Annotated in this window: 16 protein-coding genes and 3 pseudogenes; 5 read left to right on the plus strand and 14 right to left on the minus strand. The window is 43.5% G+C overall.

Going from position 1 to position 18,670, the window contains the following annotated elements; translation table 11 throughout:
• From ACLOR3_RS00495 to ACLOR3_RS00515, 5 genes are all read right to left on the minus strand, one after another.
• A partial coding sequence (locus tag ACLOR3_RS00495) for an endonuclease/exonuclease/phosphatase family protein (protein WP_412036882.1) occupies window positions 1-751 on the minus strand: 751 nt, incomplete at its 3' end.
• Window positions 752-814: 63 nt separating this feature from the next.
• Entirely contained in the window at window positions 815-3,004 is a 2,190-nt protein-coding gene (locus ACLOR3_RS00500) for a PTS transporter subunit IIBC (protein ID WP_117744892.1), read from the minus strand.
• 277 nt (window positions 3,005-3,281) lie between these two features.
• Entirely contained in the window at window positions 3,282-3,971 is a 690-nt protein-coding gene (locus ACLOR3_RS00505; protein ID WP_117744587.1) for a response regulator transcription factor, read from the minus strand.
• A gap of 9 nt (window positions 3,972-3,980) precedes the next feature.
• Window positions 3,981-5,405 carry an NADP-dependent phosphogluconate dehydrogenase gene (gene gnd, locus ACLOR3_RS00510; RefSeq protein ID WP_125334835.1) on the minus strand — a complete coding sequence of 475 codons (1,425 nt, stop codon included), beginning with the start codon at window positions 5,403-5,405 and terminating at the stop codon, window positions 3,981-3,983.
• A 325-nt stretch (window positions 5,406-5,730) separates the two neighbouring features.
• Window positions 5,731-6,273, minus strand: coding sequence for a YceD family protein (locus ACLOR3_RS00515; protein ID WP_048789517.1), 543 nt, complete (start codon window positions 6,271-6,273; stop codon window positions 5,731-5,733).
• 204 nt (window positions 6,274-6,477) lie between these two features.
• On the opposite strand from ACLOR3_RS00515, the gene ACLOR3_RS00520 reads away from it, so the two are divergent.
• The 3 genes from ACLOR3_RS00520 (at window position 6,478) to ACLOR3_RS00530 (ending at window position 8,993) form a co-directional block, all read left to right on the plus strand.
• Window positions 6,478-7,338, plus strand: a complete 861-nt coding sequence (locus ACLOR3_RS00520) for a helix-turn-helix domain-containing protein (RefSeq protein ID WP_061564258.1) — start codon at window positions 6,478-6,480, stop codon at window positions 7,336-7,338.
• 264 nt (window positions 7,339-7,602) lie between these two features.
• Window positions 7,603-7,779: a hypothetical protein gene (locus tag ACLOR3_RS00525; RefSeq protein ID WP_185759929.1), complete on the plus strand. Its 177-nt coding sequence runs from the start codon at window positions 7,603-7,605 to the stop codon at window positions 7,777-7,779.
• Window positions 7,776-8,993, plus strand: a complete 1,218-nt coding sequence (locus ACLOR3_RS00530) for an MFS transporter (protein WP_048789514.1) — start codon at window positions 7,776-7,778, stop codon at window positions 8,991-8,993. The genes ACLOR3_RS00525 and ACLOR3_RS00530 overlap by 4 nt, the downstream gene beginning before the upstream one ends.
• A 463-nt stretch (window positions 8,994-9,456) precedes the next feature.
• On the opposite strand, the gene htpX is transcribed toward ACLOR3_RS00530, so the two are convergent.
• Window positions 9,457-10,353, minus strand: a complete 897-nt coding sequence (htpX, locus tag ACLOR3_RS00535) for a zinc metalloprotease HtpX (RefSeq protein WP_270308437.1) — start codon at window positions 10,351-10,353, stop codon at window positions 9,457-9,459.
• 1 nt (window position 10,354) lies between these two features.
• A complete protein-coding gene (locus ACLOR3_RS00540; protein WP_117744591.1) occupies window positions 10,355-10,915 on the minus strand; it encodes a LemA family protein in 561 nt (186 codons plus the stop codon).
• 70 nt (window positions 10,916-10,985) lie between these two features.
• Between ACLOR3_RS00540 and rsmG the strand changes: the two genes are divergently transcribed.
• Entirely contained in the window at window positions 10,986-11,699 is a 714-nt protein-coding gene (rsmG, locus tag ACLOR3_RS00545; protein WP_411399982.1) for a 16S rRNA (guanine(527)-N(7))-methyltransferase RsmG, read from the plus strand.
• Between the two features lie 29 nt (window positions 11,700-11,728).
• On the opposite strand, the gene ACLOR3_RS00550 is transcribed toward rsmG, so the two are convergent.
• From ACLOR3_RS00550 to ACLOR3_RS00580, 7 genes and pseudogenes are all read right to left on the minus strand, one after another.
• Window positions 11,729-12,649 (minus strand): carbohydrate kinase family protein, encoded by a 921-nt coding sequence (locus ACLOR3_RS00550; protein WP_411399983.1) that lies wholly within the window; start codon window positions 12,647-12,649, stop codon window positions 11,729-11,731.
• A gap of 72 nt (window positions 12,650-12,721) precedes the next feature.
• Window positions 12,722-13,477, minus strand: coding sequence for an SDR family oxidoreductase (locus tag ACLOR3_RS00555; RefSeq protein WP_411399984.1), 756 nt, complete (start codon window positions 13,475-13,477; stop codon window positions 12,722-12,724).
• Window positions 13,478-13,481: 4 nt separating this feature from the next.
• On the minus strand, window positions 13,482-14,312 hold the full coding sequence (locus tag ACLOR3_RS00560; RefSeq protein WP_411399985.1) for an energy-coupling factor transporter transmembrane component T family protein: 831 nt from the start codon (window positions 14,310-14,312) through the stop codon (window positions 13,482-13,484).
• Window positions 14,305-15,108: pseudogene (locus ACLOR3_RS00565) on the minus strand (energy-coupling factor ABC transporter ATP-binding protein); the annotation flags it as partial. The pseudogene ACLOR3_RS00565 and the gene ACLOR3_RS00560, both read right to left, overlap by 8 nt.
• Window positions 15,109-15,135: 27 nt before the next feature.
• Window positions 15,136-15,216, minus strand: a pseudogene (locus ACLOR3_RS00570) (hypothetical protein); the annotation flags it as partial.
• A pseudogene (locus ACLOR3_RS00575) lies at window positions 15,204-15,987 on the minus strand (ABC transporter ATP-binding protein); the annotation flags it as partial. The pseudogenes ACLOR3_RS00575 and ACLOR3_RS00570, both read right to left, overlap by 13 nt.
• Complete coding sequence (locus ACLOR3_RS00580; RefSeq protein WP_411399986.1) at window positions 15,988-16,761, minus strand: nucleoside phosphorylase; 774 nt, start codon at window positions 16,759-16,761, stop codon at window positions 15,988-15,990.
• Between the two features lie 414 nt (window positions 16,762-17,175).
• On the opposite strand from ACLOR3_RS00580, the gene ACLOR3_RS00585 reads away from it, so the two are divergent.
• A complete protein-coding gene (locus tag ACLOR3_RS00585) occupies window positions 17,176-18,456 on the plus strand; it encodes a uracil-xanthine permease family protein (RefSeq protein WP_009731544.1) in 1,281 nt (426 codons plus the stop codon).
• The last annotated feature ends 214 nt before the right edge of the window (window positions 18,457-18,670 follow it).

The raw sequence follows: 18,670 nt of genomic DNA on the forward strand, positions 1-18,670 counted from the left end.
CAAACACAACTTCTAGCCGTTCGATAACCCATTCTTTTGAGGTGAAAATATAATCAATCCGCAAGGGTACTTGATTATCATCCCATCCATCAATTCCAGGACCTACAGTGTAAGTCCCCTTGGTCTGGCGAGCTTCAATAAAGCTATCTTGAAGAGCTAGCGGGCTCGCTAAAATGGCTTCATAACCTTCTTGCCCAGCTGGATTATTAAAGTCCCCAGCTAAAATCAAAGGCTTTTGCAATTGGCTAAAGCGTTCTTCTAAACGCGCCCACTCTTGCTGGAAGCCTTTGTCCCACCAAGAGAGGTGAACACTGGCAACAGCAATGTCTTTCCCATCAACTTGGGTTTCTGCAATGGCAATCCGTCGTGTATGATAATCTGTTGGATCATTCACATCTGAAACCAAGAGTTCGCTTGCCTGGATTGGGGTACGCGATAGAATCGCCACGCCTTCATGATAACGGTCATAGCCGATATGGTTATAAGCCCATGTCCAGTGGTAGCTCAATCCTTCTTCTTCTAATTTTTCAACTAAACAACGAACATAGTGATCCTGATGGATCGGCTCCGCAGAAGGAGTTGGATGGTACAAGTCATTAACAGGAACAACTGGACTTTCGATGGTCTGATTTATTTCTTGGAAACAAATCACATCGTATTGCTTTGCAAGAATGTCTTTTAATAAGTCCTCAAATTTTTGTTGGGGATTTTCTTCCATCCAACTATGAGTGTTTAAAGTTAAAAATTTCATGATCCTACTCTCCTAATAGAGAATTCCCTGTATCCAATAGATACAAGGAATAACTCTCATAGATTATAATTCAACCTTAGCAACCACAGCATCTGCTGGAAGTTGACCAGTTTGTGTAAGAGTGACAGATTGAATAGCTGCACCATTTGTGAAGACTACAACTGTTGTAGTTGCACGTCCAGCTTCACGAATAGCATCCAAATCTGCTTCTACCAATAGGTCTCCCGCCGCCACTGTTTGGCCTTCTTCTACCTTCACTGTGAAAGGTTTACCTTCCAGACTTACAGTATCAAGACCGATGTGAACGAGGACTTCAAGACCAGATTCTGTTACCAAACCAAGCGCATGTTTGGTAGGGAAGACGCTTGTCACCTTACCAGCTACTGGTGAAACAATCTGACCATTTGCTGGTTCAACTGCAAATCCGTCACCCATCATTTTTTGTGAGAAGACTGGATCTTGAACTTTTTCTAATTCAATGACTTGTCCTTCAGCAACTGAGTGAACTTCTTCCGTCACCCCTTTAAAGGCAACTTCTGCTTGTTGAGCCGCTGTCTTTTGACTTGGAAGAGTTTCAGGAATCACTTCACCTGAGTCTAACAAATCTTGGATATCTGATTTCAAGACGTCCGCTTTTGGACCGTAAATCGCTTGGACCCCTTGTCCTTTCATGACAAGTCCCATTGCTCCTTCAGCCTTCCATTGTTCTTCTGTTCCGACTTTTGTTTCGTCTTTAACAGTCACACGAAGACGAGTCATACATGCATCTACATCGACGATATTGGCACGACCACCAAGAAGGTTGATCACGTTAACTGCTTGAGAAGCAGCGGCCACTTTACCTGAACCTGAAGTTTCAGATGCATCTACATCTCCTTCAGCTTGTTCGTAGTTTCCATTACGTCCAGGAGTTGCGTAGTTAAATTTCTGGATCATGAAGTTTGCAATGAAGTACATGATCACAGCAAAGAGAATCGTTACCCAAATGAAGTTAAAGATGTCCATACCAAGGCCAGCTTTAATGGTCATTGGTGTACGAGTCAAGAACTCAATTGATCCAAATGAATGGACACGGAGATTGACGATATCTGCCATCGCGAAGGCTGCACCTTGTACCACTGCATAAACGAGGTAAAGAGGCATTGCTACGAACATAAACATGTACTCGATTGGTTCTGTAACCCCTGTGAGGAAGGTTGCAAGAGCAGTCGCAATCATCATCCCTTTGTATTTGTGTTTCTTATCAGGGTCTACATTACGGTAAATGGCAAGGGCAACCCCCATCAAGATACCGAATGAACCGATCATTTGTCCCACTTTGAAACGAGCAGGTGTGACAGTATCCAACAAGTGTTGGTAAGTAGCAGGGTCAGAAACTTTTGTATTTCCTAAGTCTGTAATCCAAGCCAACCAAAGTGGATCTTGACCAAATACTTGAGTGCCTTTTGCTGCACCAGTTAACACTTCATAAGTACCACCCAATTGTGTGTAGTTGATTGGGATAGTCAACATGTGGTGAAGACCAAATGGAAGCAAGAGACGTTCCAAGGTACCGAAAGCAAATGGTGCTAAGATTGGAGCAGTCTCTTTTGAGTTAGCAATCCAAATACCAAAGTTGTTAATTCCTGTTTGGACTACTGGCCATAAGAATGACAAGATAAGAGCCACAATTGCAGAACGAAGGATAACGACAAATGGAACAAAGCGTTTCCCGTTAAAGAATGATAGGGCATCTGGTAACTTGCGGTAGTTGTAGTATTTGTTAAAGGCTGTTGCCCCTACAAAACCGGCAATAATCCCAACGAAAACTCCCATATTCAAGGCAGGTGATTCTAACACACTCGTGAAGTAATCAGCAACCTTGATAGATCCACCAAGAAGTGTTTTCACCTTCGCTTCTGGATCTTTCAGCATATCTCCTGTTACACCGAACATCACACCAGTGATCCGGTTAATCAGGATAAAGGATAGACCTGCTGCAAAGGCCCCACCCGCACGTTCTTTCGCCCAGCTACCACCGATAGCGAGAGCAAAGAGGATGTGGAGGTTTCCGATAACCCCCCAACCGATCTGTTCAAGAACACCACCGGTAGTTACCAAGAAACCAAGTTCTGGATTAATCATTGCAATGGTTTTACCAAGACTGATCATCAGACCTGCCGCCGGCATAACTGCAATGACCACCATCAACGCTTTACCGAATTTTTGCCAAAATTCAAAGCTTAATAGACTTTTGAATGATTGTTTATTCATCATTCGACCTCCTTATAAAATTGAAATGCCCGCAATACGAGAAAACGTTTGCATATTTCACTTACTATTATACCACTTTTTTTTCTTTTGTAAAGCCCTTACATCTACATTTTTAATTCACAAACTTTATACATAAAGGCCTTGAAAAGCCTATCTTTTAAGCAAACGTTTGCTTCTTTCACAATTTTTTTAAAAAAATTTTTTTAAAAATTTTCTTCTTTCTTCCTTTTTGATAAACAAAAAATCCCTTTGAGATTTCTCATCAAAGGGAATGTTCTTATTCTTGCATTTGGTAGCCGACACCTCGGACAGTTTTGATATAGCTCTTTTGTCCTGGAAGATCTATTTTCCCACGAAGATAGCGAATATAGACATCAACGATATTGGTTTCTGCTGTACTCTCATATTTCCACACCCGCTCTAAGAGTTGCTCCCGACTAAGGACATGTTTGCTTCCCATCAAAGTTGCTAATAAATCATATTCACGACGTGTCAGATCAATTACTTCTTCTCCCCGATACACCATATGATTCTCGACATCAATTCGCAAATTCCGATAGGAAGTGGGAACTTTCATCTGATTACAATGTTGGTCAATAAAATCACGGCCTCTAAAAATAGCGACGATTTTCTCAACCAAATCACTGATCACGAATGGTTTGATGACATAAGATACCGCAAATCGTTGGATACTCTCCATATGCTCTGAAATTTTCTCACGACTATCTAAGACAATCAAGACTGCTGCAGGACGAATCTTGCTCAGACGCTGGGCAAACTCTTCCCCACTCATATCTTCTAGTTCGTAATTGAGAAGAATTAAATCATATTCTGTAGCCTGCAGGAGTTTCAAGGCCATTTCCCCTTGTTCTACCAAATCAACTACATAGCCTGCTTTCTGAAGTTCTAAATCAATAAAGCGCGCTAAATTCTTTTCATTTTCTACTAGTAATATCCGCTTTGTCATAACCTACAATTATTTTTCGTCGTACCAAGAATAGTGGAAGGTACCTTCTTTATCCTTACGTTGGTATGTGTGAGCACCGAAGTAGTCACGTTGTGCTTGGATCAAGTTGGCTGGAAGATCTGCTGAACGGTAGCTATCAAAGTAAGTGATGGCTGCTGAGAAGGTTGGGACTGGCACACCAGCTTGAACCGCAAGAGCTACGATATCACGAACAGATTGTTGATACTTAGCAGTGACATCCAAGAAGTACTCATCCAAAAGAAGGTTAGCAAGGTCTGCATCACGGTTGTATGCATCCGTGATCTTTTGCAAGAAACGAGAACGGATGATACAGCCATCACGCCAGATAGAAGCGATGTCTGCAAATGGCAAGTTCCAGTTGTTTTCTTTAGATGCAACACGCAATTGTGCAAAACCTTGTGCGTATGAAATGATTTTTGAGAAGTAAAGGGCTTGACGGATCTTTTCGATCAACTCAGCCTTATCACCTTCAAATTTAAAAGCAGCTGGTTTTGGAAGCACCTTGCTAGCGTGTACACGTTCTTCTTTGTATGTAGAAATGTAACGTGCAAATACTGACTCCGTAATGAGTGACAATGGCACACCAAGGTCAAGCGCTGATTGGCTAGTCCATTTACCAGTTCCCTTGTTTCCTGCGGCATCCAAGATGTAGTCTACGATTGGGCCATCTTGACCTTCATCATCTTTACGTCCAAGGATGTCCGCAGTGATTTCGATCAAGTAGCTGTCCAATTCGCCCTTGTTCCACTCAGTGAAGATTTCAGCCATGTCTGCAGCTGAAAGTCCAAGCAAGTGTTGCATCAAATCATAGCTTTCTGCGATCAATTGCATATCACCGTACTCAATACCATTGTGGACCATTTTCACATAGTGACCAGCTCCATCAGGACCGATGTAAGTCACACATGGTTTACCATCTTCTGGTGCTTTTGCAGAGATTTCTTCAAGAACATCTGCTACCAATTCATAAGCTTCTTTTTGTCCACCAGGCATGATAGAAGGACCTTCAAGGGCACCTTTTTCACCACCAGAAACACCTGTACCGATAAAGTTGATACCTGAGTTCGCCAACTCTTCATTACGACGGATTGTATCTTTGTAGAACGTATTTCCTCCGTCGATCAAGATATCGCCTTTGTCCAAATGTGGAAGAAGGGCTTGGATAGTTGCGTCAGTACCAGGTCCTGCTTGAACCATGAGCATGATCCGACGTGGTTTTTCGATTGAATTTACGAAGCTTTCAATATCATAGCTTGGCACGAAGTTCTTTTCAGGATGGCAAGCAACAACATCTTCTGTTTTTTCTTTACTACGGTTATAGATAGCAACTGTGTATCCACGAGATTCAATATTAAGGGCAAGGTTACGACCCATTACGGCCATACCAACAACACCAAAGTTTGCTTTTGTCATGTGACACTCCTCTTTATAGTTTGCCTATATTCTACCATTTTTTGACATCAAATGAAAGTAGAAAATCATCCCCTGCCCCTTCATGTAGAAAGATAGCTCCTATCTACTTTGAAGCAAAGAACAAAAAGTGCCTGAGTTACAGTTCTCAGACACTTTCCAATCGATTCTACTCATCGGCTTTAGAAGTTCATTCATTGGCTTCAAGAATTCTCACTACTTGTTGACCTGCATCATTTCTAGCTTCGACTTACTGCCAGAAAAGGACATTCAATTCCTGTTCCAGCACCCTATCTTCACCTTCCTTCAGCGAGCCTCTTGTCAAAGATTATTCTTCTCCGTCAAATAATCCTTGAAGACCAGCAAAGGGACTATTTTCTTCTTTCTTAATCGCTTGAGCTTCTTGGTACTCTTCCTCTGTCATGATCTTCCAATCATTGCCTTCGATAAACCCTTGTCCAGCCTCCTCTTCTGGAGTGAGGACCTTGAGAGGAATATTAAGCAGGATATTATCCGCTACGCTTTCACTCAGGTCAATTCTGCCCCCTTCAATAGGAAGAATCAGATCTTCCTCAAGAGCCTCGATATCTGCATCAGACTGTACATCCTCAGCGAACACCTCTGTCACAGGGTAGCTTTCTTGGAGTTCAACAGGTTCCATGCTTCGACTAGATGCCAAAACGATGGTGTAGTTCAACTGGTAATCCAAGACATAAAGACCTGTATCATGAGCTACTCGACCTGTCGCTGTCACATTCTTCAAATCAAGAATTTCTGGATTACGCTTTTGCAATTCTCTTAACAAATCCAACTCTTGAGCAAATGCTAGTCCTTCAGGATTTTTACGGATTTCTTGTGTAAATAAATTCATTCTATTGTCCTCAAATCTTCTAGATACTACTAGTATATCATGAAGCTGTCCCTTCAACCAAGATGTCTCCTCAAAAATTTGTTATAATCATGAAAAAGATACAGAGACTAGGCAAATTGGTGTTGTACACAAGGGTCCCACATCTCTTGAACAAAAGATGGTCACTTGCTAGGGCATTGATCAATGTTAGATAGAGGAGAATTCATGAAAGAAATCGGAGCAGTTTTTCGGCAAATACGTGAAAGTCGCCACATCTCTTTAGAGGAGGCTACAGGTGGTGAATTTTCGCGCTCCATGTTATCTCGATTTGAAAGGGGGGAAAATGACCTGACGACGCAACGGTTTTTTCAGGCCCTTCAACAAATCAAAACCAGTCTCAGTGAGTTTTCCCATCTAGCTGGAATCGATCAGCACTCTTTTATTCCCAAATTGTTGAAAGAGCACTATGAAAACATGAGCTTGGAACATGATCAAGCCTTGTACCAAAGCTACCAGCTAGCCTATCAGAAAGATCACAAAAAAGAAGACTTATTAGCCAGCATTATTCTCAAGGCCCAAATGCTTGGCAACTATCCTGAGGTAGAGTTGGCCGCTAGCCAAGAGGAACTAGATTTCCTCTATGACTATCTCTTCTCTGTCATGATCTGGGGAAATTTTGAGTTAAGCCTATTTTCACTGACCTCTCCTCTTTTCTCTAGTCAGCTCTATCGACAATACACAGAGGAATTGGTCCAACGGGAGGACTTCAAGCTTCTCCTAGACTCTTCTCTGCCTGCCCTCAACTCTATTTTTCTCAATGGTTTTTTTCTGGCCATTAGTTCAAAAGAATTTGAAGATGCAACCTATTTTGATCAGCTGATCAAGGACCACTTTTACTCTGAAAACGAAGCCTACCTTCGGACGGTTTATCTCTATGCCAAAGGGGAACTTCTTTATCGAAAGGGAGAAAAAGAAGCTGGTCTAGAAAAGATGGAGCAGGCCATTCAGGTTCTATCCATCCTTGATTGCAAGGTTAGTGCCAACTACTACAAACAGGGTATGCAAGAACTTATCAAGGAATCCTGAAAAGAGAGTGGGACAGAAATCGGTAATTCGTTAGAATTCGATTTCGTCGTCCCACCTCCGCACAGTTGAGTAGGGCTGTAAAAGCTGATGAAATCAGCGTAGTAGAGCCCACTCAACCACTGCGTCTTGCTCGACAATCCAAAGACAATTGAGAGGCTAGGACTTTTGTCCCAGCCTCTTTTTGTTGAAAATATGCAACATTTTGATTTTCTTGTTTTTGAGGTCTACAATAGAACCATCAAGCAAAGAAAGAAGGTTCCTTCCATGATGACCAAACTAAAAAGATACTTCCTTCATTTGTTTCTCAAGCATACCAGCGTCTACCTAAAAGATCAGAAACTTCTTCTCTCTGAAGAGGAGAAATTGGAGGTCTTTAAACAGATTGTTCGATCCATCAAACAAGTCCTAGCAACTGTTCACACGAAGGGGGAAGGTTTATGAAACTCTTAGCTCGTAATAAAATTTTTGCCTTACTCAGTCTTTCTCGCTTTTTGAATACCCTTGGTGCTGCCATCTACAATCTGGTCTTTGTGGTCTTTGCTGCCAGCATGCCGCAACCGAGTCTGGCAGTTGGCATTGCCAATCTCATTGTGTTTATTCCTAGCCTCTTTAGCATTTTTGTTGGGATGAAGGCTGACCATACGAAGAAAAAAGCTAACTGGTTGATCCGCATCGGCTTTCTCCAAGCCATCCTCTTCATCCTTATTGCTCTCATGACCAAGATTCCGGGTTACCTAGCCTTTTCGATTGTTTGCTTCTTAAACATTGTTTCAGATTGTTTGAGTGATTATCGCGGAGGCTTGCAACTCCCCATCATGAAAAAGAACATCTCTAGCGAGGATTTGATGGAGGCCTACTCCTTCAATCAACTACTTAGTATGGTCTGCTCGATTTCTGGACAGGCCCTAGGGGTTTGGCTGCTAGCTATCAGCCATCAACATTTCGCCCTGGTCGCTTCGATCAATGCAGTGACTTTTCTCCTGTCTTCCACTTGTCTCCTGATGAGAAAAAAGCAGCTGACACATGACCCCGTCATTGAGCCCCAAAATAAGAATTCTTTGGTACACGAATGCCAAGAGATGTACCAGAACTCCAAAAGTATTTTTGCAGATGAGGAGATCCACCACTTTGGCAAGTTGCTCTTCTCATTGGTTCTCATAAATGCCCTAGGGGGGTCCATCTCTGGCATCTACAATCTGCAACTGCTTCACTCCACCTTCTTTCAGTTGAACTTTAGCCAATCCCTCTTGATCTTAGAAGCTGTGACTATTTTAAGCATGGTCTGGGCTAGTCTGACACCCCACGATTATTTTTCCAAGCAAACCCTCCACCATATCCTCCTGTGGATAGCAGGTGGGCTGACTATGCTTGGGCTCACAAATATTCTGGTGCACTGGGATTTCCTTTCCCTTCTACTCATCACTTTCCTTGGCTATCTTGTTGCAAAAATCAACCCAAAAGTTTCCAGTCTTTTAATGAGTAAATTACCCGCTGAAAAATTAGCTTCTACCTCTAGCTTTTTGGGACTGATGGTCAGCTTTGCCATGCCACTTGGGACAGCTCTCTTTTCTAGTCTAGCTATCTGGAGCCTTCCCCTAGCTTGGGGGATCTTTGCTATCCTTGGTTTCACTACCCTCCTCTTAACAACTAAATAAAAAACCCACCATTGGGTGGATTGAGCTTAAAGACAAAATTATCTTTTATACAATTCTATTAACTTCTATAAAGATAAATACTTTTTATTCTTTAGAGTTATTCAATCATCTACTGAAACTTTCCGCCGTGAGAAAAGTGCTAGAAACAAGGTTGTTTCTAGCACTCGGGAGTTTTGGGAGTAAAACAGTTTGGGAAACTGTTTTAGCCTGAGCCTGGAAATTAAAGAGCGAGGGGGTTCAAAACGAATTGAACACGGGCTGCGGATTGTGTCAAAAAGATAAGTTCTCCTAGAATCGAAAGATTCTGCGTCAAACTTCCTATTTTGACTTTATCCGCAGACGCCCTTTGTATCGTAATTTAGTCATGGAACTTCATAGAAGTTCGCTGACGTCCGTACTCACCCAAGGAAAGGTTCTAAGATGATTGTGTCTTCAATCTGAATCCACTGTTTGGTGGATTTTTTTACATATTTCTTAATCTTTCAACCCGCTCAGCAATGGGTGGGTGGGTATAAAAGAGCTTTTGAAAGCCTGATTCTTTTTTTGGATCGTTGATGAAGAGAGCGCTACTAGCACTATCGACTTCTCGTTGCATGGGCGCACTATGATCCAGTTTCAAAAGAGCATTGATCATCCCTTGAGGATTCCGTGTCAATTCGACACTGGAAGCATCCGCTAGGAACTCCCTTTGACGAGAAATGGCTAACTGCACCAAGGTCGCCGCTAAAGGAGCTAGAACGATGGCAATCAAGGAAAGGATCAGAACAATAATTTCTAAACCACTTCCACCTTCTCGATCATCATCCCGTCTACGGCCACCGCCCCACCACATCATCCGGCCTCCGATACTAGAGAGCATCGTGATGGCACTGGCTAAGGCCACTGCAATGGTAGAGATGCGGATATCGTAATTGCGAATATGGCTAACTTCGTGTCCAATGACTGCTTCTAATTCCTCCCGATTCATCACAGCTAAAAGACCTGTCGTTGCTGCAACAGCAGCATTTTGAGGATTGGATCCTGTCGCAAATGCATTCATGGATGGATCATCTACAATATAGACACGGGGCATGGGAATCTGAGCCACCATAGCCATATCTTGCACAATGTGGTAGAGTTGAGGGGCTTGATCCTCAGTTACCTCACGCGCTCCATTCATCCGCATGACGACCTCCGTCGATTGAAAGATCATGCTAAAGGCATAGATACCACCAATAATCAACGCTAGGATGACGCCACCAAGTGAGGAGCCTAACCAGAGATAGCCAACGGCTGCTCCGATGAGAGCCAAGAGTATGAAAAAAGCAATAAGGAGAATCCAGGTTCTCCTTTTATTGCTTGCAATTTGGTCAAACAGCATATTAGTCTCCTAATCCGCTAAAGTCCACCTTTGGTACTGCTTTTTCTTCTTCAGGCACTTGAAGGAATTCGGCTTGTTTGAAGCCAAACATTCCAGCAATCACATTTGTTGGGAAAGTTTCCAATTTCACATTGTAGTTGCTTGTCACACTATTATACAATTGACGGGCATAAGAAATTTTATTTTCTGTATTGGTCAATTCTTCTTGCAATTGCATGAAGTTGGTGTTAGCTTTCAAGTCTGGGTAGTTTTCCGCAACCGCAAAGATGCCTGCTACTTGTCGTGAAAGAGCATCACTGGCTGCCATTGCTTCTGCAGGTGAAGATGCTTGAGCAACTTGTTGACGAAGTTGAGTGACCTTAGCAAGAGTATCTCCTTCGTACTTGGCATACCCTTTAACCGTTTCGATCAAGTTTGGAATCAAGTCATTCCGACGTTTCAATTGCACATCGATTTGACTCCAAGCTTCGCGAGTCTGCATCCGACTTTTGACCAAGCCGTTGTATACTCCAACGACCAAAAATGCGAGGACCACTAGGATCCCAAGAATAATCCAAATCATTTTATTGAATTCCTTTCATTTCTTTCTACCAGTATATCAAATTTCCCTTATTTTGTGGTAAAATTATCTTATGAAACCAGAAGAATTTTATGTCCATTTAGCCGACCTCGGCTTCCCACTAACTGATCGACAAAAAGAGCAATACGAACGCTATTTCGAGCTCCTCGTGGAATGGAATGAGAAAATTAATCTCACCGCTATCACCGATAAAGATGAAGTCTATCTCAAGCATTTTTATGATTCTATCGCACCCATTTTGCAGGGTTTAATCGAAAATCAACCCATCCGTCTCTTGGATATCGGAGCTGGTGCCGGCTTTCCAAGCCTACCAATGAAGATCCTATTCCCTGAGCTAGATGTGACCATTATTGATTCCCTCAATAAGCGGATCAATTTCCTTCACTTGCTAGCTGAAGAGTTAGGCTTGAGCGGAGTTCATTTCTACCATGGACGAGCTGAGGACTTTGCACAAGACAAGGCCTTTCGTGCCCAATTTGATATCGTAACTGCCCGCGCCGTTGCCCGCATGCAGGTTCTCTCTGAACTGACCATTCCCTATCTGAAAGTAGGGGGACAGCTTCTTGCTCTCAAGGCTAGCAATGCTCCAGAAGAATTGGAGGAAGCCAAAAACGCCCTCAATCTGCTCTTTAGCAAGGTTGAAGACAATCTACAGTATGAATTGCCTAATGGGGATCCACGCTATATCACTCTTGTAGAAAAGAAAAAAGAAACCCCTAATAAATACCCAAGAAAAGCGGGCATGCCAAATAAGCGTCCGTTATAAGATGATACTAAAAAGAAGCTGACAGTTTGTCAGCTTCTTTTTGAATAAACTAATTTTTTTAACTCTTGCTCTAGGGTATGGTAGTGATGGCGCTCTAAATGAACTCCCTTGGTCGCCACAACCATACTTGCAAAACGGTTAGCAAAGGTTAAGGCATCCTCCACATCTAGCCCTTGCAAAGATGCCGCTAAAAAGGCTCCCAGATGACTGTCTCCTGCACCTACGGTATCACGAACTTCTGTCGGAAATCCGGACATCTCGTAGAACCTACCATCGTATGCGATCGCTCCTTTTTCTCCCAAGGTGACGATGACTAACTGACCCGTTCTTTGGTAGAGCTTCTTAGCAGCATCAGCAATCTCTTCACAAGCTGAAAAAGCCTTGGCTTCTGCCTCATTGACATGGAGAATGGGGTGGAGATCATAGACGGCTTCCAAACGCTCCTCGGGAATCAAGAGTCCTCGAGGTCCTGGCGCAAAAATGACTTGTCCTTTGATTTTTGACAAAGATTGAATCAGTTCCAATCCAGTCGGCTCTTCTACTTCAAGGCCACAGAGATAAATAAATTCGTAGCTTTCCTGCTCCAGAGACTGGAGCCATTCCTTCTGAAAACTATATTCTACTCCATGATCTGATAAAAAAGTCCTCTCACCATCCGACTCGATAAAGCAATAACAACAACCATTTGCCCCGGTTACTGAGATTGGAGTCTGGATACCCAGCCTCTCGAGTTCTGCCTTGACAAAGTCCCCGTAGACACCTGTCCCCACTGGCGAGATGAAATCAACATTTTGACCTAAAGCATGAAGCACTGAAGTGACATTAAAGGCACACCCTCCAAGTGACCAAGTCTGCTCATGGATATGGGCGTCTCCTTCCCGACTCGGTAGTCGATCCAGATAAACCATAACATCACAAACAGTTGAACCAATCACTAAGGCTTTTGACATGGTTTTCCCCCTCCTATTCTCTATCCTCAACATGGAAAAATAACTAGCACCGGATCGTGCTGGTTAGTAAAACTAGTCACCCCGATAGACCGGTTGTGGTCCAAAGGTTTGGGAAACCGGCATGATTTCAATGCGGTTGATATTGACATGCTTGGGCTGTTGGATGAGCCAAGCTACGGTATTGGCAATATCTTCTGGCTGAATGGCATGGGCGTCTCGATAGAGAGCCTCTACCCGTTTTTCATCCCCTTTAAAGCGAACCACCGAGAACTCGGTCCCTTCACAGAGACCTGGCTCAATATTGGTCACCCGAATCTGTTTTCCAGCCAAGTCCGCACGCAGATTTAATGAAAACTGTTTAACGAAGGCCTTGGAAGCACCATAAACATTGGCCCCTGGATAAGGCACTGTCCCGGCAGTTGACCCCATATTGATGACATAACCATCATTTCGTTCCACCATCTGAGGAAGGATTTGCCGGGTCAAATAGGTCAGACCGATTATATTGGTCTGGATCATGGTCAGCCAATCTGCAAGCTCTGCTTCATGAGCTGGAGCGAGGCCTAGGGCCAAGCCAGCATTATTGACCAAAACATCCACTCTCTCCCAAGCTTTTGGCAAACTGGCAAGTGCATGATCCACCTGAGAAAAATCCGTCACATCCATTTGAAGGGGATAAAAAGCTTCTCCCAGCTCTTCTTGAAGAGCCTGTAATTTTTCAATGCGTCTAGCAGCACCAATCACGCGATGCCCATCGGCAACTAAGCGGTGACAAATGGCTTGGCCAAAGCCAGCAGATGCTCCCGTTACTAAAATTGTTTCTGCCATTTTCTTACCTCCAAGGATTATAGAAGCGACCTTTGTTTACCCAAATCAGGACGATACTCAAGATCACCATGAAGATTGACCCCAAGATAATCAAGCGATCACGAGTGGTCATCTCCTGATAGGTGTACCAGGTCCGTTTTTTATTTTTTCCAAAGCGACGCAGTTCCATGGCTGTAGAGATCGTTTCAATCCGCTCCAAAGAACTAAAAATCAAGGGAGAAATCATCTGAAGATTTCCCTTCACCCGTTGGACAAAGTTGGCCTTTTTGGACAACTCCAAGCCTCTTGCTTCTTGCGAGAGCTTGATAATCTGGTATTCCTCCTGCACATCTGGAATATAGCGCAGGGTCAAGCTCACTGAGTAAGCAATCTTGTAGGACACCCCAATCTGGTTGAGACTCGAAGCAAACTGACTGGGATGGGTGGTCATCAAGAAAATGAGAGCTAAAGGAATGGTGCAGACATACTTCAAAGCGAGGTTGAAGAGATAAAATAACTCTTGGGCTGTAATACTATATGCCCCTAAACCATCTAGAAGAACTGTCTTTGCTCCATAGATTTCTACCCCATATTGAGGGGCAAAAAGATAGACCATCAAGACATTGAGAAGGGCAAAAGCTAAGGCAAAACTCAGAACAAAGGAGATGTCTTTCAAACGAATGCCTGAGGTCGCAAATAAGGCGATGGCACCCAGACCAATGACCAACAATAAGCGAGTATCGTAACTCAACATGGCAGCTAATGATACCAAGAGTAAGAAAAGAAGCTTGCTAGCGCCTGAAAGGCGATGCAGAAAGCTGGTTCCGGCATGGTAGCCGACTAAGCGATTATTCATGACCTTCCCCCTTCTGATTCATATAAAACTGGGTCAAGGCAAGAGGATCGACACCAAGTCGATTTGCCAAGGCGAAAATAGACGTTTCTTTCAAATTAGCCCGTTTCAAAATTTCTGGTTGGGTCAAGAGCTCTGCCGGTGTCAAATCAGCCAAAACCTGCCCATCCATGACCACGACTGCCCGGTCCGAATAATCCAGCATCAGTTGCATATCGTGGGTAATCATGACAATGGTATGCCCTTTTTGATGGAGTTCATCAAGGAAATCCATAATTTCCGTATAGTTTCGTTGGTCCTGACCAGCCGTCGGCTCATCGAGGACGAGAACATCTGGTCCCAAGACAAGGATAGAGGCGATGGTCACCCGCTTTTTCTGACCATAAGATAGAGCAGAAATCGGCCACTTACGAAATTCGTAGAGACCACAGGTTTTCAAGGCTTGATGGACACGACTTTCGATCTGGTCCTCTGGAACATTTCTCAAGCGAAGACCCAGGGCCACCTCATCAAAAATCATGTTGGTCGAGATCATCTGGTTGGGGTTTTGCAGGACATAGCCCACGCGCTCTGCCCGCTCCTTGACACTATCACCCTTGATATCCTCTCCCTTTGAGAAATAGGTTCCTTCCGTCTGGATGAAGCCACAAATCGCCTTAGCAAGGGTTGATTTTCCAGCCCCATTTTTACCAACAATAGCCAACCGTTGACCTTTTGGAATGGTTAGAGAAAGGTCTTTTAGAATGGGCTGGCCTTCTCGATAGGCAAAGTTCAAATGACCAAGTTCTAGGATTGTCTCTGCCTCTGCTCCTTTTTCAAAATGAGGAGTTGGGATATCCACTGATACATCCCCAAGTGGTAATTTTTCTACCTTGTCCAAGTGCGGTAGCTTGCTGATATCCTGGCCTAACTGGCGAAGAGTCGTTAAATAGAGGGGTTCACGAATCCCATTTTCAGCCAGCAGTGTCGTCCTCAATAACTCATCTGGGCTCCCATTAAAGAGGACTTGCCCTTGATTGATCAAGATAACCCGATCGATGGGACGGTAGAGCACATCTTCCAAACGGTGTTCGATGATAATGGTTGTCGTTCCCTGCTCTTCATGAATCTGATCAATCAGATCTATGATATCCTGACCCGATTTGGGATCTAGATTAGCCAGTGGCTCATCAAAGAGCAGGATCGGACTTTCGTCAATCAAGACACCCGCCAAGCTGACCCGTTGTTTTTGTCCACCGGATAAATCTTGAGGCCGATGGCCCAAGAGATTGCTCAATTCTAAACGCTCCGCCCAGGTATGGACCCGGGATTTCATGCTTTCCAGCTCCACCATATCGTTTTCAAGGGCAAAAGCTAAGTCTTCTGCAACACTGAGACCAATAAACTGACCATCTGTATCCTGCAAGACCGTACTGACCAAATGAGACTTCTCGTAAATACTGAAATCAAAGGCTTCTTTCCCCTGAATGAGAAATTGCCCACTACTGTTTCCCTTATAGATATTAGGGATAATCCCATTTAGGCACTGGCCAATGGTTGACTTACCAGAGCCAGATGGCCCGACAATCAGGACCTTTTCCCCCTTATAAATGGTTAAGTTGAGATTTTTTAAAGTTGGCTCAGACTGTGCCTTGTATTGGAAGGAAAAATCCTTCAATTCAATCATTGCTTCTTTCATTTAGTTCGCCTTTTCCCATAAGAGCGCAAATTGGATGGCTAAATCCGCGATTCGATCCTTGCTATCTAAATCCTCATGACTAGATAAGGTTCGGATATCCCATTTTTCTTCCGAGAGGTGGTCTGCTGCGTAGAAGAAATGGCAGAGCTCAAAGCCCCGAAAAGCTGCTAAAGCTGCCACTGCCGAACATTCCATATCTACACAGATGGCTCCTGCTTCCATTCGTCGCTTCATCTTGTCGATGGTTTCCCGGTAGGGAGCATCTGTCGTCCACACTTTTCCTGACTGATAAGAAACCTTGTGACTATCCAGAAAAGCTTGGAAGAGAGGAAGACTTTCCTTATTCACTTCCACTTCATCACTCGCCGGAAGATAGTGGTAACTGGTCCCCTCGTCTCGAAGAGCTGCTGTTGGAATGATGATGGAGGTCGCCTCAATATCTTGGTCCAAAACCCCACAGGTCCCAAAGAGCACTAGTTTTTCCATCCCAAATTGAATCAAATCCTCTATAATCCCTACACAGGAAGCAGCCCCAACTGGTGCATTAAAGACAGCAATCTGTTGGTCTCCAATAGTAATCCCATAGACAATGACTTCAAAGTTAGCCATAGATGTTCTTGTAATTTCGTCATGTTCGTAATTCTCAAGTAGGCGCGCAAAAGTTACTCTTGAAAAGCACGATATGACTACTTTGGGAAATCCTTCAATTGGTTTGTGTAAGTCTTGTGGATTAATAATAGCCTGTCGGTTGGGGTCAAATTCTTCTATCAGCATCTCTGACTTCTCTTTCATTCATTCTACTTCTAGTCCTCTATTATACCACAAAATCGGCCTCTTTCCTTCTAACAAAGGGAAAAGCAGGCTCACTTGTTCGCCTTTTGTAGTAGAAAATGATACCGAATCTCTCCAAAAGTAAAAGAAAATGGGCCACTCAACCACTGCGTCTACCGTTGACCTCTTTTATGATGAAAATAGATATCTCTTACTAACTCCTGCCTCGCTCTCTCGTTTCTTGGCTCGGGAAAAATTCGTTTACAAAACGAATTTTTTCTGCTATACTTCTTAGAAGCAAAGGTTTTTAATGTCATCCTGTGAGGTGACAAAGACACAGAATATGAATAATCTGAGGGCCCTTGCTATGCAAAAATATTCATGGGCTCTTTTTTGGTGCCCAAAAGTGAGGTTATTATGAAAGAAGAATCAACTGTTGATTTGCTCCTGGATGTCGACCAAAGTCCGGCACCCCTAAAAGGAATCTTATTAAGTTTCCAACACGTTTTCGCCATGTTTGGGGCAACCATCCTGGTACCACTCATCTTGGGCATGCCCGTATCCGTTGCCCTCTTTGCATCAGGGGTTGGGACACTGATTTATATGACTTGTACCGGCTTTAAAGTCCCTGTCTACCTCGGCTCTTCCTTCGCCTTCATCACAGCCATGGCTTTGGCAATGAAGGAAATGGGAGGAAAAGTCGATGCAGCCCAAACAGGGGTTATCCTGACCGGTCTGATCTACGTGCTAGTCGCTGCAGGGGTTAAAGTAGCAGGCACTCGCTGGATTGACAAATTGCTTCCTGCCGTTGTCATTGGACCTATGATTATCGTTATTGGTCTTGGACTTGCAGGATCCGCTGTTAAAAACGCCGGTTTTGTCGAAGGGGGAGATTGGAAAAATGCCCTTGTCGCTGTCGTAACCTTCCTGATCGCCGCCTTCATCAACACCAAAGGAAAAGGTTTCTTCAAAATCATTCCTTTCCTCTTTGCCATTATCGGTGGTTATGTCTTCGCAGTTTGCTTGGGCTTGGTGAACTTTGATCCGGTCCTCAAGGCTAACTGGTTTGAAATCCCTGGTTTCTATCTTCCTTTCAATACGGGTGGGGCCTTCAAACAATACAACTTATATTTCGGTCCTGAAACCATCGCCATCTTGCCAATCGCTATCGTAACTATTTCAGAACACATCGGTGACCATACCGTGCTTAGCCAAATCTGTGGCCGTCAATTCTTGAAACAACCAGGTCTTCACCGTACCCTTCTTGGTGACGGGATTGCAACATCTGTATCAGCCTTCCTTGGTGGTCCAGCCAATACCACTTACGGTGAAAATACAGGCGTTATTGGGATGACTCGCATCGCTTCTGTTTCCGTTATTCGAAATGCAGCCTTGATTGCTATTTCCTTGAGCTTCCTTGGTAAATTTACTGCTCTCATTTCTACCATTCCAAACTCTGTTCTAGGAGGGATGTCCATCTTACTCTATGGAGTTATCGCAAGTAACGGTTTGAAAGTCTTGATCAAAGAACGTGTTGACTTCAGCTTGATGCGCAACTTGATTATTGCAAGTGCCATGTTGGTTCTTGGACTTGGTGGAGCAATTCTGAAACTTGGTCCAGTGACCCTATCAGGAACAGCCCTCTCCGCTATGACAGGAATCATCCTTAACTTGATCTTACCACATGAATCAAACTAAAAGAAAAAGTTCTCAACACTGAGAACTTTTTGAATGTAGACAAACTACTTTTTTACATAAAACAGCTAGATAATTTTCAAAAAATAATTTATATTTTTTAGTCATTTAAGAATATAGAAAACTTTCCGCTGTGAGAAAAGTGCCTGAATCACAGTTATTTCAGGCACTCGGAATTATTGAGACCTTAGGCTCAATAATTAGTCATGGAACTTCG

This window comes from Streptococcus intestinihominis (assembly GCF_046824975.1).
GTDB lineage: Bacteria > Bacillota > Bacilli > Lactobacillales > Streptococcaceae > Streptococcus.